Annotated in this window: 16 protein-coding genes; 2 read left to right on the forward strand and 14 right to left on the reverse strand. The window is 38.7% G+C overall.

All coding sequences use genetic code 11. The features are described 5' to 3' along the window. Positions 1-176 precede the first annotated feature (176 nt). The 3 genes from ypeB to prsW form a co-directional block, all read right to left on the reverse strand. Positions 177-1,526 carry a germination protein YpeB gene (gene ypeB, locus IHV10_RS13965; protein ID WP_197130709.1) on the reverse strand — a complete coding sequence of 450 codons (1,350 nt, stop codon included), beginning with the start codon at positions 1,524-1,526 and terminating at the stop codon, positions 177-179. Positions 1,527-1,543: 17 nt separating this feature from the next. Next, the gene (gene sleB, locus IHV10_RS13970) at positions 1,544-2,425 is read right to left on the reverse strand and encodes a spore cortex-lytic enzyme (protein WP_197130712.1); all 882 of its coding nucleotides are present in this window, start codon (positions 2,423-2,425) and stop codon (positions 1,544-1,546) included. A 244-nt stretch (positions 2,426-2,669) separates the two neighbouring features. Beyond that, complete coding sequence (gene prsW / locus IHV10_RS13975; protein WP_197130715.1) at positions 2,670-3,350, reverse strand: glutamic-type intramembrane protease PrsW; 681 nt, start codon at positions 3,348-3,350, stop codon at positions 2,670-2,672. A 91-nt stretch (positions 3,351-3,441) separates the two neighbouring features. On the opposite strand from prsW, the gene IHV10_RS13980 reads away from it, so the two are divergent. Further along, the gene (locus tag IHV10_RS13980) at positions 3,442-4,410 is read left to right on the forward strand and encodes an asparaginase (RefSeq protein ID WP_197130718.1); all 969 of its coding nucleotides are present in this window, start codon (positions 3,442-3,444) and stop codon (positions 4,408-4,410) included. Between the two features lie 93 nt (positions 4,411-4,503). Here the strand turns inward: IHV10_RS13980 and IHV10_RS13985 are convergent, their stop codons facing one another. The 6 genes from IHV10_RS13985 to IHV10_RS14010 all read right to left on the reverse strand — a co-directional run bounded on the left by IHV10_RS13985 (position 4,504) and on the right by IHV10_RS14010 (position 10,853). Further along, positions 4,504-5,505: a YpdA family putative bacillithiol disulfide reductase gene (locus IHV10_RS13985; RefSeq protein WP_197130721.1), complete on the reverse strand. Its 1,002-nt coding sequence runs from the start codon at positions 5,503-5,505 to the stop codon at positions 4,504-4,506. 93 nt (positions 5,506-5,598) lie between these two features. Continuing rightward, a complete protein-coding gene (locus IHV10_RS13990; protein ID WP_197130725.1) occupies positions 5,599-6,882 on the reverse strand; it encodes a Glu/Leu/Phe/Val family dehydrogenase in 1,284 nt (427 codons plus the stop codon). 260 nt (positions 6,883-7,142) lie between these two features. Then, positions 7,143-8,060 carry a D-alanine--D-alanine ligase family protein gene (locus IHV10_RS13995; RefSeq protein WP_197130728.1) on the reverse strand — a complete coding sequence of 306 codons (918 nt, stop codon included), beginning with the start codon at positions 8,058-8,060 and terminating at the stop codon, positions 7,143-7,145. 376 nt (positions 8,061-8,436) lie between these two features. Further along, on the reverse strand, positions 8,437-9,027 hold the full coding sequence (locus tag IHV10_RS14000; RefSeq protein WP_197130732.1) for a genetic competence negative regulator: 591 nt from the start codon (positions 9,025-9,027) through the stop codon (positions 8,437-8,439). A gap of 99 nt (positions 9,028-9,126) precedes the next feature. After that, positions 9,127-10,035 (reverse strand): MerR family transcriptional regulator, encoded by a 909-nt coding sequence (locus IHV10_RS14005; RefSeq protein WP_197130735.1) that lies wholly within the window; start codon positions 10,033-10,035, stop codon positions 9,127-9,129. 65 nt (positions 10,036-10,100) lie between these two features. Then, positions 10,101-10,853, reverse strand: coding sequence for a metallophosphoesterase (locus IHV10_RS14010; protein WP_197130738.1), 753 nt, complete (start codon positions 10,851-10,853; stop codon positions 10,101-10,103). 176 nt (positions 10,854-11,029) lie between these two features. On the opposite strand from IHV10_RS14010, the gene IHV10_RS14015 reads away from it, so the two are divergent. Then, positions 11,030-11,245, forward strand: coding sequence for a hypothetical protein (locus tag IHV10_RS14015; RefSeq protein ID WP_191753949.1), 216 nt, complete (start codon positions 11,030-11,032; stop codon positions 11,243-11,245). Positions 11,246-11,251: 6 nt separating this feature from the next. Here IHV10_RS14015 and IHV10_RS14020 read toward each other — a convergent pair whose 3' ends face one another. The 5 genes from IHV10_RS14020 to IHV10_RS14040 all read right to left on the reverse strand — a co-directional run bounded on the left by IHV10_RS14020 (position 11,252) and on the right by IHV10_RS14040 (position 15,299). Further along, on the reverse strand, positions 11,252-11,704 hold the full coding sequence (locus IHV10_RS14020) for a DUF2663 family protein (protein WP_197130739.1): 453 nt from the start codon (positions 11,702-11,704) through the stop codon (positions 11,252-11,254). Positions 11,705-11,898: 194 nt separating this feature from the next. Beyond that, complete coding sequence (locus tag IHV10_RS14025; RefSeq protein ID WP_197130742.1) at positions 11,899-12,207, reverse strand: hypothetical protein; 309 nt, start codon at positions 12,205-12,207, stop codon at positions 11,899-11,901. Further along, a complete protein-coding gene (locus tag IHV10_RS14030) occupies positions 12,197-12,826 on the reverse strand; it encodes a CPBP family intramembrane glutamic endopeptidase (RefSeq protein WP_197130745.1) in 630 nt (209 codons plus the stop codon). The genes IHV10_RS14025 and IHV10_RS14030 overlap by 11 nt, the downstream gene beginning before the upstream one ends. Positions 12,827-12,829: 3 nt before the next feature. After that, positions 12,830-14,329: a RecQ family ATP-dependent DNA helicase gene (locus tag IHV10_RS14035; protein ID WP_197130748.1), complete on the reverse strand. Its 1,500-nt coding sequence runs from the start codon at positions 14,327-14,329 to the stop codon at positions 12,830-12,832. Continuing rightward, positions 14,307-15,299, reverse strand: coding sequence for a helix-turn-helix domain-containing protein (locus IHV10_RS14040; protein WP_197130750.1), 993 nt, complete (start codon positions 15,297-15,299; stop codon positions 14,307-14,309). Before IHV10_RS14040 ends, IHV10_RS14035 begins: the two co-directional genes overlap by 23 nt. Positions 15,300-15,459 lie beyond the last annotated feature (160 nt).

Here is a 15,459-nt window from a genome sequence, read left to right on the forward strand (position 1 = left end):
CCAGGCTGCTCGCTTTCCGGGGGGGGGGGCGTGCGGTGAGCCTCCTCGGCGCTCCGCACCCTTAGGAGTCTCACCTGTCCCGCTGATCCCCCAGGAGTCTCGCACCTTCCGTTCCAATCAACTTGTCAACGAAGCAATTAACACAAACCTTTGTTCACGATACCCATAATTCTCTTTTAGATATCGTTGTAAGATGGCTCTGCTTCTTTAAGCTTTCTTACTTCTTCTTCGTTTCCGTTCTCTGCGTTAATGAAGACGCGGAATGTATCATCGCCTAGAATTCCTAGGAATTCGTAGCAATACACTTCTTCGTTAATATCGTTTCGAATCAATGCTTTGCTTGTTTCTTTAACTTGGAACTTAGGGTTAAGATTTGTTCTTGCTTCTTGTTCTGAAATCTTAAACGTCGGGGTTCTCTTGTCAACGTGTGCAAGAAGGAAGTCTGTGCCTTCGTACCCCATGATGTCTCCATTATCTAACGCTACCTTTACAGATACTGTTTCAGGATAGATCCTTACTCCGTTATCGAGTCGAGCATATGTGAACACTCCGATGTTATCGTATTGATCACTCGTTACCATCTCCATCTGACTCTCCATATGTTTTTTCAGGAAGTCTTCTGCTTGAAGCATCGCTTCATTCAGTGAGATTTTTGGTTTCCCTACATTACGGTCGTAAAGTACATACAGTGGATAACCACCCTTTTTCGTAAGATCCATGTATGTTGTACCTTTTGTATCTGGGTTGTATAGCGTTAACGAGTAAGCATCATACTTTGCATCTTTTCCCGTGCTTTCGATAGTAATCTTCACGTTTTTCTTCAATTGGAAAAAGTCGACTGCAATCTTTTTAGCTTCTTCTTTTGTAATCTTTTTACCTTTTAACTGACTAAGGTCGCGATCTTTCATTTTCTCCATGTTTGAAACTTCAGTTCCAAAGTCTACATCTGAATAACCTTCGACCGATTTGTCAACCGTCTTAAATCCGTCAATAATCGTGTTATCCTCTGGCTGTTTGTTTGTAGCGAGAGCCATCTCTACATCCATCCAACGCAAGTTGTTCTTTTGTGCTAACGATTCTGTTTTTCTTAACTCGTTTTGTATTTCGGTTGAATTTGCGTACAACTCTTTTAGCGTATTATATTCTTTATCACTTAGCGGATTCTTATCTAGATCACGAACTGCTGCTCGATAACTGAACTCGCCCATCTTTGTTAAAAACTCTTCCGTCTTGTTAAATGGTAGTAGAGTTAACGGTAGTTGACCTACATCATTATGAGCTTCTGATGTTAACCTCCACACTTGTGCTAAAGCTGGAGATAGCTGATTTCGTGTATTCATCGCGATTGTTTCGCCAATCTTGTCATGAAGTGAATCCATATGGAAGTTCAGATCATGAAAAGCACGTTGATAATTGTTCTCGGCTTGCAAAAGTACAGCATTTTTTTCTTGATGTTCACTGTAGCCCCAATAGCCTGTTCCTGCTACAGCAACGAACAACAGTACAATTAGGATTGTGCGTATCATATCAGTTCACCCCTTTATTAGTTACAGAAAATGTGCTTTCCGATTTTTTTGATTTGAGGACGAGTCCATATCCAGCCTGATGTAGCTGTATCAGGGTTAAAATAATATTCCGCTTCACCTGTTGGGTCCCAACCGTTCAAAGCATCCATTACTGCTTTTTTTGCTTGTTTATTTGGCGTAAGATAAATTTGACCATCCGCTACAGCTGTGAATGCGCCCGGTTCGAATATCACACCAGATACTGTGTTAGGAAATGAAGCACTGTTCACTCGGTTGATAATAACCGCTGCTACTGCGACTTGACCGATGTATGGCTCACCACGTGATTCTCCATAAACAGCATTCGCCATTAAGTTCACATCGTTCTGTGAATAACCATCTGGTGTATTCTTTGCCGGTTTAACTTGAGCAGGCTTCGCTTTAGCTTGACCCGTTCCTTTTGTGCCTTTAGCAGTTCCAGCTTTTGGCGTGCCGCTTTTAGCAGAACCCCCTTTTGCTTCTCCACTCTTCGCACTTTTCTTCTCACCACCGTAATATGAGAACTTCTTACCTTTATCAATCTGCTTATTTACCCAGGCTTTATCGTATTTAGAAGCTTTAGCTAACTTGTTCTTTGTCGTACCACCTGCTAAGCCATCAATCGGCAGGCCGAACTCATATTGGAAGTTTCGTAATGCCCAATACGTTCTCCATCCAAATACTCCATCGATGTTCCCCGTATAAAAACCTAAATATTGAAGCCGTGACTGAAGTTCTACTACATCTTCACCCGTTGCCCCTACTTGTACGACTTGGTTTGAAAATGCGTGTGCATTGTTCTGACCAAATCCAGCTAATAGGCCAAAACAAAGGGCAATCGCAATAAATGCTCCCTTTATGTAAGCTGAATTTCTTTTCATGAGAAAGTAAGCCTCCTGTGATTTAATCTCCAATTTTCGTGTTATAGAGATATCATTTGTAATCTGTTATTTTTTATTCAGCTTTTCAAAGACTCATGGTTCACAATAAAGAAAACTTGGCTGTCGCCAAGCTCTTCAGGTCTACCTTAGTTGCACTTATACTATCTACCTTAACTTGTTGCCACGTCGAATGACATCGTGCTAACAAGTTATACTTTCTGATAGTGAAATAAAAGAAGACCGATTATACACCGGTCTTCGCATCTGGATTTCTATATGGAGTTAAAGCAGTATTAGCGATTCTTACTTTACGAAGAGCGAACCACCATAGGAAGATCATAAATGGAAACATATAAAAGAAAATATATTTGGTGCTGGATAATAAAAGGAAGTTGAACGTACCGTGCAACACAATGGGCAACAGAAGTGAAAGAGTGAGATAGATCTTCTTCTTTCTTCCTGACGAGAATTTCCCTTTTCCTAAATAAAAGCCCATGATCACTCCGAATAAGGCATGACCACTTACAGGCAGAAGCGCTCGGACTAATGCTTCTTCGATTCCGAACGTATATAGGTAAAAGATGTTTTCTAATGAAGCGAACCCTAATGATAATGCTGTAGCGTATACGATTCCATCATAGGGTTCGTTGAACTCTTCATGCAGATATGCGCCATAGAACACTAAGAACCATTTGAAGAATTCTTCTAGTGTACCACTAACAAAAAATGCTTCAACAAAGGAAGGAACGTTCATCTCTTCCGTAATTCCAAACTGAATAACCATGATCGGAAAGACGAGAAGAACGCCAAATATATATACTTTGACGACCAATGATAACGGTTCGGTCTCATATTTATCTTTTAGATAAAAAAAGGATAATAGAGCAATAGCCGGAGCCACCGCTGCAGAAATTACAGCTAGCATGTCCTGCCTCTTTTCTACTGTTTTTTTATATCGTAACATGATATTTTAAGAAGTGGAATAGCGAACACGAAGAATAAGGAGGGCGGTAATCTTGAAAAAGATTTTATTAATTCATACTGGCGGCACCATCGCTATGGAAGAAAACAAATCCACAGGCGGTGTTAATACGAAAGAAACACACCCATTAGAGGCGACTCTAAGAGAACTGTCTGACTTAGCAGAAATTACGGTCAAAGATTATGTGAACTTGCCATCTCCTCATATCACTCCTACCCATATGCTGGAGTTAGCGCAATTTATTACCACACACACGAATTCTGATCAGTTTGATGGAATCGTCATCACTCATGGTACAGATACACTTGAAGAAACAGCCTATGTATTAGATCTTGTACTGCAAACTACACTCCCAGTAATCGTTACAGGTGCTATGCGTTCAAGTAACGAACACGGTTCAGATGGTCCTTACAATCTGATCTCCTCTGTACGAGTTGCCTGTGAAGATCAATCATTGGGCAAAGGAACACTTGTTGTATTTAACGACGAGATACACGCTGCAAAAAATGTTACAAAGACCCACACTAGTAACATCGCGACATTTCAAAGTCCTCAATATGGACCGATCGGTATCGTAACAAAACGAGGTGTTCTTTTCCATCACACACCGATTCGTTCAGACTTCTTTCATGTGAAGAATTTTTCAAAAAACGTCGTCTTACTTAAAGCATATGCAGGTATGGACGGCAATTTGATCAAAGCTGCAACAAACTCAGCAGATGGCGTTGTAATCGAAGCATTAGGTCAAGGCAACTTACCTCCAGCAACAGTGCCTGCAATAAAAGAACTTATATCTAATGGAATACCTGTCGTACTTGTATCAAGATGTTTCAATGGAATAGCACAAGACATTTATTCTTATGAGGGTGGAGGAAAACACTTAAAAGAAATTGGTGCGATCTTCTCAAACGGTTTAAACGGACAAAAAGCAAGATTAAAACTAATGATTGCCCTTGAAAACACGAGTGAGCAAGATCAGTTGCAAAGACTATTTCTGCAATAACGTAAATTATTAATAAAAGAGTAAGGATTTAATCATTAAAATAAATCCCGATTTATTCCATGCGAACATACAAAAGAACCGACAACTCAAACGTTATCGGTTCTTTTTCCGTTTCTCTATCGTTTCAGCGATCACTTCACCGTGAAACCTTCCATTTTCTATAAAAATCTCATTCGCATTGTTACCTGCAGCAATAACACCTGCGATAAAAAGTCCTTCGACATTTGTTTCCATCGTTTCTTGAGAAAATGATGGACGGCCGGTTTCTTCATCGATTCCTACACCCATCTTTGATAGAAACGAGTGGTCGGGGTGATAGCCTATCATGGCAAACACACCTTGAAACGGATAATATGTTTGAGACTCGTTGTCCCCTTTCGTCACATACAAGCCCTCTTCTGTTATTTTGTTTACACAGGCATCAAAAGTCATCTTAATACTGCCTGACTTTACACATGCTTCAAATTCTGGGAGTACCCATGGTTTGATGCTAGGTGAATAAGTACTTCCTCTGTAGAAGACGTGAGGACGCGCTCCTGATTTTTGGAGTTCTAGTGCGGCATCGATGGCAGAATTTTTCCCGCCGATCACAGCAACATCTAGATCATAGTAAGGATGGCCTTCTTTAAAATAATGATGAACATGAGGCAAGTCTTCTCCCTCGATGTTCAATCGATTCGGGTTATCATAATATCCAGTTGCGATGATGACATATTTGGCATCGTAACTAATCGTTTCATCTTTACGATTGATTGTTTGGATCTTAAACGTTCCATCAGATTGTTTGGTGACCGATTTTGCTTTTTCAAACGTTCGAACTTGAAGATGATTTCTCTTGACCACTTCACGATAATACGTTAGAGCGTGAATCCTCCTCGGTTTTCTTTGTTCATGAACGAAAGGAAAGTTACCGATCTCGAGTTTTTCACTTGAACTAAAAAATGTCTGATGTGTTGGATATTGATAGATGGTGTTAACTACATTTCCCTTTTCAATTACACAATACGAGATCCCTTTTTTCTGTAGTGCAAGAGCTGCTGCCAATCCGCAGGGCCCTCCACCAATAATACATACGTCTATATTCACTTTTTTCATCACTCCAAAAGACACTGTTATTCATTTTCTTAGCATGCCAAAAAAATCTCCTATCATCATATGATAGGAGATTTGGTATGAGTTTGCAAAAATTTAAATCCAGCCTCTGAAGCGTGATGCTTCAGCCATCTTACGAACACCAACCATATAAGCGGCTAGTCTCATGTTTACTTTTCTGTTCATTGCAGTAGTATAAACCGTTTCAAACGATTTTACCATTACTCGTTCAAGCTTTTCTTCAACTTCTTCTTCTGTCCAGTAATAACCTTGGTTGTTTTGTACCCACTCAAAGTAAGATACGGTTACTCCACCAGCACTTGCTAATACGTCTGGAACTAATAGAATTCCTCTTTCAGATAAGATTCTAGTCGCTTCAAGTGTAGTTGGCCCGTTCGCTGCTTCAACAACGATCGAAGCTTTGATCTGGTGTGCATTCTTTTCAGTAATTTGATTCTCAATTGCTGCAGGTACTAAAATATCACAGTCAAGCTCTAAAAGCTCTTGATTTGTTATCGTATCTTTGAAAAGCTTTGTTACTGTACCAAAGCTATCACGGCGCTCAAGCAGATAATCGATATCTAACCCTTCTGGATCAAACAGACCACCATACGCATCCGAGATCGCGATTACTTTTGCCCCAGCATCATGCATGAATTTAGCAAGGAAGCTTCCAGCGTTACCGAATCCTTGAACGACTACACGAGCACCTTCAAGCTGGATACCTTTTTTTGCTGCTGCTTCACGGATACAGATCGTAACACCTTTAGCAGTTGCTGTTTCACGGCCATGAGATCCACCAAGAACAAGTGGTTTCCCTGTGATAAATCCAGGAGAATCAAACTCTCTAATTCTGCTGTATTCGTCCATCATCCAAGCCATGATCTGTGAGTTTGTAAATACGTCTGGAGCCGGAATATCTTTAGTCGGTCCTACTAACTGACTGATCGCTCTTACATAGCCACGGCTTAATCTTTCAAGTTCTCTGAATGACATTGTACGCGGATCACAAATGATTCCGCCTTTTCCTCCACCGTATGGCAGATCTACAATTCCTGCTTTTAAGCTCATCCAGATTGATAGCGCTTTTACTTCTGTTTCTGATACATTCGGATGAAAACGAACGCCGCCCTTAGTTGGACCAACAGCATCATTATGCTGGGCACGATATCCTGTAAAAATCTTAGTACTTCCGTCATCCATCTTAACCGGGATTCGAACTGTCAACATACGAATCGGTTCTTTTAATAACTCATAAACTTCGGAAGAGTATCCTAATTTATCGAGCGCATCCGCGATTACGGATTGCGTGGATTGGAGTACATTGTCATTTTCGTGTTGGTTGTCGGATTTTTGGTCTGTGTTATTTTGGGCTGTCATTTGTTTACCTCCCATATTCGTCACCTCTAGAGTTTAGTCAAGCTTCATCGTCAGTATACACCTTTGCATAAGCAAAGAGAAGAGAAAATTAGTGATTTTCACCTAAAAAGTAAACGCTTTCTTAAGTCACGGACTGTTGAGAAAATAGCTAATTTTCTGCCAATATACCTACACGGCATGTCCACTGCCTTTATTATGTACTCCCCACCCCGTTTAAGAGGTGGAGACCACATTCGTTTCTATTCTCGCACAATCTGATGTTACTTTTTTAAAGATAGCTCGATTAATTTTTCAATCATTGAAGGATAGTCCATTCCGATCTCTTTAGCCGCATCTGGAAACAGACTTGTCGGCGTCATGCCTGGTAATGTGTTTACTTCCAAGATAACAGGTTCTGAACCGTCATGCGGAACAATAAAATCAACACGCGAATACACTTCGCAGCCTAAAACTTCGTGAGCAAGTACGGCTTGTTTTTGCAATTTTGCCGTTGTGCTCTCATCAAGTCTTGCAGGAACATAGTGGATACTTCCACCTTCTGCATACTTAGATTCATAATCATAATAAGCATTCTTTGGCTCGATCTCGACAACAGGAAGTGCTTTGTAGTTGTTATGTTCCCCCATAACGGCTACGGTAACCTCTTTGCCGCTTACAAATTGTTCAACGAGAATCGTATCATCATGCAGAAATGCTTCAGCGATTCCTTTTAAAAGTTCATCATGATTTTGAGCGATCGTTAATCCGATAGTTGATCCTTCTCTATTCGGTTTTACTACAGCAGGAAAGTCAAAAGACAGCTCCAATTGCTTCTCATCATACGATTTTCTAAAAAGAACTTTCTCTTTAGCGATGTTGATGTCAGCATCTTTAAAGAACTGTTTGGATTTCGCCTTATCCATAGCGATTCCTGATGCTAAAGCACCTGATCCTACGTAAGGAATCCCCATCATATCTAAAAGACCTTGCAACCTTCCATCTTCTCCATACTTTCCATGAAGTCCTAAAAATACAACATCAGCTTCAAGTTCTAACAAATCTTTAAGTCGCGAAGGGTGAAAGTCAATTCCAATTACTTCATGACCTTTGCTTTCAAGCGCAGAGATGATCTGCTTTCCTGTTGATAAGGATACTTCTCTCTCAGCAGAAACACCGCCATATAATACTGCTATTTTCATCTTAATGGTCACTCCTAGCCCAAAAGTTTATGTATATATTATATTCCCTGCCGTCATATCGGTTCAGTGGATGTGAAAAATATTAATAATCATAACACGTTTTGTCTCTAAATTCACAATGATATATACATGACATTTTCGTTTATGTTCAATCTATATGCTGTTTGAGTTTTCATGACTGTTTTTGTTTAAATTACAGCTGTTGATAGTGGTTAATTTCCGCTCCAGGTTGTTCGCTTTCCATAGGGCGACAACCTTGCGCTCCAATCAACTTGTTTTGGAGAGGAATAAATACCGAGTAGTCAACAGTATTTTAAATAAGCTTTTTCACAAAAATAAATAAGGACGCAAAAATTTGCGCCCCTCTCTTTTGCAATTACTTAAAATAACGGTACAGTTCGCTTATTGCTTCGGACTTCATTAATTCTTTTCCATACTCAATAACTCTATAGCTCGTAATCGTCGAGGAGCTTCCGAACTCAGCAAGAAGAGCAATGAACAGATCCAGGTCTACTGGATGGACCTCATCTTCTTCAAACTTTAAGTAGAAGTGATTATTAAACGAATACAGAGTACCACCTTTAATCTCTAAAGAATGAAGGCGTTTTGCAAGTAATATAACGTCTTCGAAAGACGAAAACTCGTAGAAAATCTCATCGTTCTCATCTAACGTGACTTGCATCTCTATATAATCTTCATCATATTCTTCTTCAAGTTCATACTCGTTTATTCCTTTTGTAACTATTACGACCATGCCTTGAGCTGGAAGTGAAAAAACTTCAACCGCAATAGGACCATCAGCTTTGAATCCTACCTCATCATCAGCCTCAGTCATCATGTCACGGAAAAGCTGATGAACTTTTGGGATATCCTGCCATATTTCTTCCTTGGAAATACCACGTTCATTCAAATCATCAAAAGTTAGGAAGATTTTTATTTTGTTATAGGTTAACCGTTCTACCCGCATCTCTGGTCCCCCTTACGATCGGCGCTATTATGTCTTAATATCAATATATGAGTTTGCAAAAAGTTGGTGATAAACATCCAACAAATTATAAAACCTATGTTAATTTTTCAACTTCTGAGCAATCCAGTCGTCCCATTCTAACTTCGTATTACCAATTAGGAATGATTCGTATTTCTCCTGCATTTCTGAAGAGATATGATTGATCGCTGCGCCTCCAACACCAATTGAAGTATTCGGAAATTTTTGTCCCAAGCTTTCTGCCCACTCCAAGGTTTTCTTAGAGTTTTCAGCGATCGTACATGAGAAAAATACCATCTTAGGTTCTACTTCTTTCATCACAACCTCAAAGTCTCTTTTTGGTATTCCATGTCCTAAGTATATAACTTCGAACCCTTTTCTTCTTAAAAACAGTGTAAACATCAGAAGCCCTAGTTCATGTTCTTCATCTAATCCGCACGCAGCAATAACCTTTGGTAAATATGGATCAGATGGAAGCCATTGAATAAGTTGTCCAATCTTACTGCGTAAAAAGGATGAAGTAAAATGTTCGTGTGCAACCGTAATTTTCTGTTCTTCCCAAAGGTGTCCTACGTGTACTAATAATGTACCCAAAATATCAATAATGACTTTTTCCAAATTATACATGCTGAAGGCTTGGCTCAAAAGATCGTTAGCTTTCTTCTCCTGAAAGGATAAAAGAGCTTCTAAAATCAAATTACCCATTTCAGCTGCACGATCCGTATTTTCAATAGAAAAAGGAGCTGCTTCTTTATAAAGTTCCCCATTTTGGGCAACGTCAACCGCTTGACTGATCGTAAAACCTTGATTCACTTTATTCACAAGCCATTTCAGTATGTATACTTGCTCGTCGGTGTAAAGGCGATGGCCAGCTTCATTTCGGTTTGGCTTTACGATTGAATAGCGTCTTTCCCAAGCTCTTAATGTTCCTGCTTGAATGCCGAGCATCTTCGAAACCGCTTTAATGTTATATTTCCCTTCACTAGGCATCCGTTCTTCCTCCAATAAATAGGTTAAGAAGAGTATATCGAATAAAACGTTGTAATGTAAACTTTTTACCGTGTTAGGGTTATCAAATGTGTTTGACTTGGTGCACATAAACGTAAAGGTAAATGTGTAGCTCCATAGCCGTTACTCACTAATAGGATATGTGTCAATTCATGATACCATCCGCCTCTTTTCGCTATGCCAAGCGGCCCAATACGAATTTGTCCTCCATGAGTGTGTCCCGTTAAGACAAGCTGGATGTTATCGGCACTGTTAATACGTTTTGAAATATCAGGATTATGGCTGATTAAAATTCTGCATGAAGATTCGCATTCTTTAAGCGCATCCTCAAGAGAGGCAAAACCTAACGATGTATCATTTACTCCTACCAAATCGATGACATCATCATTTCTTTTTATACTGAAGCTAGTATTGTCTAAAATCGTTGCACCTTCATTCTCAATCGTTGAAGCCAATTGCTTCGTATCCACTTCGTAATCATTGTTTCCCCATACAAAGTAAACAGGGCCGATTGCTGAAAGGCGCTTGATATTATCTTCTACCTTCTTCATTGAAACTCCTTTTTCAACGAGGTCCCCACCGATTACAACAAGATCTGCTTTTTCTGATTCTTGTATGATCTTTTCTGAGATAACCCGTTTATGAACATCTGATATAAAAAAGATCTTAAAATTTTCAAATGACTTTGGCAGTTTATCAATTTTGATTGAATCATGAATGACACGATTTCGATGTGCTTCAATATACATATAAAGTAATAGCCCTATACCAGCTATGATGAATAAATAAAAAAAGATCATTGTGCCCTCCTGATCTGGATTTAAATGATCATATCATATTTTCTATAACCGTCCTATGCAGAAAGGATTCGATGTTAATTTTTTGAATATTTAAAAAGATTTGTTGAAAAAATTGTAAATTTCACGTATGATTAATTTACATGATTAACCAAAATAAGAGGAGAGGAAAAAACATCATGACATTAACTAAATTGAAAAATAAATCTCTCGTGACAGACCCAGAGCTGTCTTATAGCATGCGACTCGGACTTCCAATCGAAGTTTATTGTACGGAAAAACACGAAACACTTGCATTCGGAAGAATCGATCATTTTTGTGAATTGACAGTCGTTATTCAAGGTCAGCGCCACGATCGAGAATCATGTTTATTTTTTGGCTGTCCCTGCCAGTAAATCTCTTTATTTGTGAAGAATATTTATATTGTATTCTTGTTTCATAAATTCGAAAACAACATGCCTCTGGTTCCATTGTTCCTCATCACTCCACCATTCTTCATTACGATCTATAAAATCTTTTCTGATCGCTTCAAAATCGTCGTCAGCTTTTTTGTACTTCTTTTTCATCCAGATCATGTAGAAGCTCGCAAAAATAATAAAACCTGTACAGATCCATACCATTTCATCTGAGAATAACAACGTTAATGGATTTGAAAACCTTGAGGCTGTTGGAAGCTTATAGTAGTAAAGGTAAACGAAGGTTGCTAGTACAACAAAAATCATCGATAATCCCCATTGGTTGATGGCTTTTTTCCACTTGTCTTTCTCAGCTTTTCTATCAACAAGCTGCGCTAGCACAATACTCGTTAGTTCATTAACAAAGGGCTTTATCTTCCAGTGATTTAGAGCATTCATCAGCATAACCTCCTGTACACATAACTATGCCAATACAAGCAGATTCATGCTTTTTAAAAATAGCTTTTACCTTTGTTTAGCCCCTGAAAATGTTTGGTTGGAACAACGACACCAACATTCTTTTTTAAGAAGAGCCCTAGAAAGGTTATTCGTAACAAAAAAAGACCGTCTGGATATTCGGAGCCAGACGGTCTTTATTCTTCGATCTCTACTTGCTCAACACCTTCTCGATCTTCACTTTGAACAGGAATATAAAGGTCTTTTGACCACAATTTATAAGTAAGCGTAATTCCGATCAAAAGTATAAAAGCTGCTAAGAGTAATCGAGTGACTAAAAAAGTTGTTTTTCTCTTTTCTTTGTTAGCGTTTTTTTGTTTTTTTTCATCGTCTCTCTTTTTCCCGTGTACTTCACTTCTAGAAGGCAAAGAATGAGCATGTTGAACAGAAGCGATCGTATTGTCTGCTGTTTTGTTTCTTAAACTCTCTGCTTGGTCATTCTTCATCCCGATCCACACTCCCATTTTCGCTGTCTGTGATATTGTTGTTGCTCTTGTTTTGATTAGCTATCCAGCACCCTGAAATAAAATCGATTAAGAAATGAGCTAAAAAAGGCACCCAGATGTTATCTGTCATCTCATAGATCATACCTAGCCAAAAGCTTAATCCACATACGATACTAAAAAGAACAGGTTTTTTTATATACCGAACATGCAGTACAGCGAAAATCATACTGGTTAAAAACAGCCCTAATAACGATTGTAGGACTCCCCGAAACAACCACTCTTCAGCAAAAGCAATGATTCCTGTGAGGAAAAAGATGTGAATGTAAGAGAGAGAGCCGAATATTTTATCGTTGATTCCACCATCATCTAATGATTCCTCGGGCAACCTCTTCTTTAACTGAATCGATAAAAAAGGAAGAAACAATCCTGTACTAAGTGCAAGCACCCATTCGTTTACTGAGAGATCAAGGTCGTTTAGCACCCAAGGAAATGAAACATTAAAGAAGAATGCAAGAGTTAACGCAGCTATCATAAATAAACTTTGTGAAAAATAGACGTTCAACAAAAGTTCTTTCGGTGTAATCTGATCGATCCAATTGTTTTTTACAGATTTCCTCATCCTTTAGTTGTACACTTCCTGTCTTAAAAGTCGTTTTAGTTCATCTTCCCATAATTCATAAGAAGTGTTAAATGACGCTTGTTTTCCATAAAAATGCGAAAGATCTGTTTCACAATGACCGCAGCACATTGAATTTGGTTCTGGTACGGGTTCTCCGAAATATTTCAGCAGTCCGCTTCGTTTACATTCATTATTCGTTGCCCACTTTTCAATCGCCTTTAATGATTCTATTTTATCAGCTTTTCTGCTCTCAATCGTGAATTTTATTTTTGAAATCAACGCATTTTTTTCGTGGACATCAAGATTTTCTTTATGTAGAACGCCTACTTTTTTCAAGTGATATTCCATGAATCTTTGACCCGTTTCAGAGAGTCCAACAAGTTTCAGTTTTTCTGCATACGTAGTCCCTCTTAACTGAATGTGGTCGGAAAACAAATAATCAACTTGTACAGAATCAGGCAGTTCTTGATCAATAAAATGGTATGGTATCTCAAGATCAGCTGGATGATACAATAGGACGGCAACAGATGGTTCCGTGTCTCTGCCAGCTCTGCCGATTTCCTGAATATAGCCTTCGATCGTAGACGGTGTGTGAAAATGAATTACAAATCTGATGTCCGATTTATTAATTCCCATTCCAAAAGCATTCGTACAAACAATGATGTTCAGCTGGGACTCTAAAAACTGTTTTTGAACAAGAAGTCTTTCATCAGCATTCATGCCTCCATGATAAAAAGCGGCCCCTTCTATTTCATGATCTTGAAATCTTTTTACTAGCAGTTCTGCAACATTCCTTGTATTCGTATAGATAATACCTGGTCCTTTAAGCTGCTGAACTAGATTTACCGCTCGCCCCACTTTTTGATCATGATCATCAAAGCATTCAACAAAGATAGATATGTTCGGACGGTTCACACTATGAATATGTATCTCTGCGTTCTTCATGTCTAGGTGATGAAGGATATCGTTCTGTACTTTATGTGTTGCCGTTGCTGTTAATGCGAGGCAAATAGGATCCCCCATCGCTTTCTTCATATCAGCTAACTCTAAATAAAATGGACGAAACTCATGACCCCATTGTGAGATACAATGGGCTTCATCTACTACGAATAACGACCAACTAACTGACAACAGGATAGAACGGATGTAAGAGTTTTGAAGGATTTCAGGACTCACAAAAACAAACTGATAATCTTGTATTCTTTTTAATATGGATTGTTTCTCACTTTGATCTAAAAAGCTGTTGAGAGCGATCGTCCTCTTATAACCAGCTTGTTTAAACTGATCTACTTGGTCTTCCATCAATGACACCAAAGGAGAAATGATGAGTGCTCTTCCTTTTAAAAGATGTGCGGCCATCTGATAGATTAATGTTTTTCCTGTTCCAGTCGGCAGCATACCTAACACATCATGACCTGAAAGCAAGTCATTTATGATCTCTTTTTGTCCAGATCTAAACGATGAAAATCCGTATAACTCTTTAAGCGTTGCTTCCAGTTGCATGTTTTCCACCCTCTTTTGCGAGTACTAGCCTGATTTGAAAATACGAAAGATGAGGAAAGGCATCTTTAAACGGCCGAAGCTTTGTTTCATTCGTCTTACTGTAATATTCTTTCACTTTCAAAAACTCTGTATCACTAATGTAAGGGGTAATCGGAAAATCTTGCACTTCTCTTGCGATCTCTACGAGATGATCTTCTAGAGTACTCAATTTCAGATTTCTAACGATCATGATCTCCTCTAGAGGTTTATTGTTATTTAGCATTTTTAAAGTTAAAGATGCTGATCTAGTTAATGCCGGAGCTTCAGTAAATGAGCCTATTAGAGAGTGCAACATCGGAAAATTCAACTTTTCACTAGCTATCTTGTGTATGAAAGCGTGCAAAATCGCCCTGAAACGGAGTACAGTCTCTTCTTGACTCATGCCTTTTATCCGAGATAATTGCTCGAAGGTACTTCCGATCCTATTGTAGCCAGACAGTTTCTTAACAAAAAGATCAGCAATTTGAGTATCATGTTCTAACAACACTCGAGATAATTCACGATAAAGTTTTTCCGCTTGAATTTTTCTCTCTGACTCTGATCTAGGAAACACAGATTTAACTTTTTGTATCACCGAGAAGTCCCTTACAACTGGTGAATAATTAAAATGACCATATAGAGCATTGGAGAGAGCTTGTACATATAACGTGATAGCTTGCCAGCATGTAGACTCTATCGATGCATATTTTAATCCATTTAAATGATTTAAGAATGATAATCTATCATTCTCACGCACAAGAAGTTGTTCACCCTTTTCAGTAAGGGTGTAAACATGATCTTCAGATTCCTTCATATATTCTTCATTTATCAGGCTTTCGATTGATTCAGTAAAAGTGTCATGGGCCATCCCCTTGAAAGCGGCATAATAACGTTCTATACCAAACCATTGGCTGTCGGACAAAGATTGCGCCGTTTTCTTACCTGTCACCATATAATAGACGCCTGAGCTTTTTCTACTACCATTTACTTTTCGAAAGATATCTAATAAAACGACATGACAAATATCTATAATAAATCACCACACTTTATCATATAATCTATCTTATCAGATTTAAGGAAATTTAAGAGTAAAAGTGTTATATTAAGAGGAA

The organism is Fictibacillus sp. 5RED26, assembly GCF_015903895.1.
Classification (GTDB): Bacteria; Bacillota; Bacilli; order Bacillales; family Fictibacillaceae; genus Fictibacillus; species Fictibacillus phosphorivorans.

Excerpts from the sequence above, each read along its gene's own strand:
- sleB (WP_197130712.1), bottom strand. The coding sequence starts at position 2,425 with ATGAAAAGAAATTCAGCTTACATAAAGGGAGCATTTATTGCGATTGCC.
- IHV10_RS13995 (WP_197130728.1), bottom strand. The coding sequence starts at position 8,060 with ATGAAAATAGCAGTATTATATGGCGGTGTTTCTGCTGAGAGAGAAGTA.
- IHV10_RS14005 (WP_197130735.1), bottom strand. The coding sequence starts at position 10,035 with ATGCCTAGTGAAGGGAAATATAACATTAAAGCGGTTTCGAAGATGCTC.
- IHV10_RS14025 (WP_197130742.1), bottom strand. The coding sequence starts at position 12,207 with ATGAAGAATGACCAAGCAGAGAGTTTAAGAAACAAAACAGCAGACAAT.
- prsW (WP_197130715.1), bottom strand. The coding sequence starts at position 3,350 with ATGCTAGCTGTAATTTCTGCAGCGGTGGCTCCGGCTATTGCTCTATTA.
- IHV10_RS13985 (WP_197130721.1), bottom strand. The coding sequence starts at position 5,505 with ATGAAAAAAGTGAATATAGACGTATGTATTATTGGTGGAGGGCCCTGC.
- IHV10_RS14010 (WP_197130738.1), bottom strand. The coding sequence starts at position 10,853 with ATGATCTTTTTTTATTTATTCATCATAGCTGGTATAGGGCTATTACTT.
- IHV10_RS14015 (WP_191753949.1), top strand. The coding sequence starts at position 11,030 with ATGACATTAACTAAATTGAAAAATAAATCTCTCGTGACAGACCCAGAG.
- IHV10_RS14000 (WP_197130732.1), bottom strand. The coding sequence starts at position 9,027 with ATGCGGGTAGAACGGTTAACCTATAACAAAATAAAAATCTTCCTAACT.
- IHV10_RS14020 (WP_197130739.1), bottom strand. The coding sequence starts at position 11,704 with ATGAATGCTCTAAATCACTGGAAGATAAAGCCCTTTGTTAATGAACTA.
- IHV10_RS14030 (WP_197130745.1), bottom strand. The coding sequence starts at position 12,826 with ATGAGGAAATCTGTAAAAAACAATTGGATCGATCAGATTACACCGAAA.
- ypeB (WP_197130709.1), bottom strand. The coding sequence starts at position 1,526 with ATGATACGCACAATCCTAATTGTACTGTTGTTCGTTGCTGTAGCAGGA.
- IHV10_RS13990 (WP_197130725.1), bottom strand. The coding sequence starts at position 6,882 with ATGACAGCCCAAAATAACACAGACCAAAAATCCGACAACCAACACGAA.
- IHV10_RS14040 (WP_197130750.1), bottom strand. The coding sequence starts at position 15,299 with ATGGTGACAGGTAAGAAAACGGCGCAATCTTTGTCCGACAGCCAATGG.
- IHV10_RS14035 (WP_197130748.1), bottom strand. The coding sequence starts at position 14,329 with ATGCAACTGGAAGCAACGCTTAAAGAGTTATACGGATTTTCATCGTTT.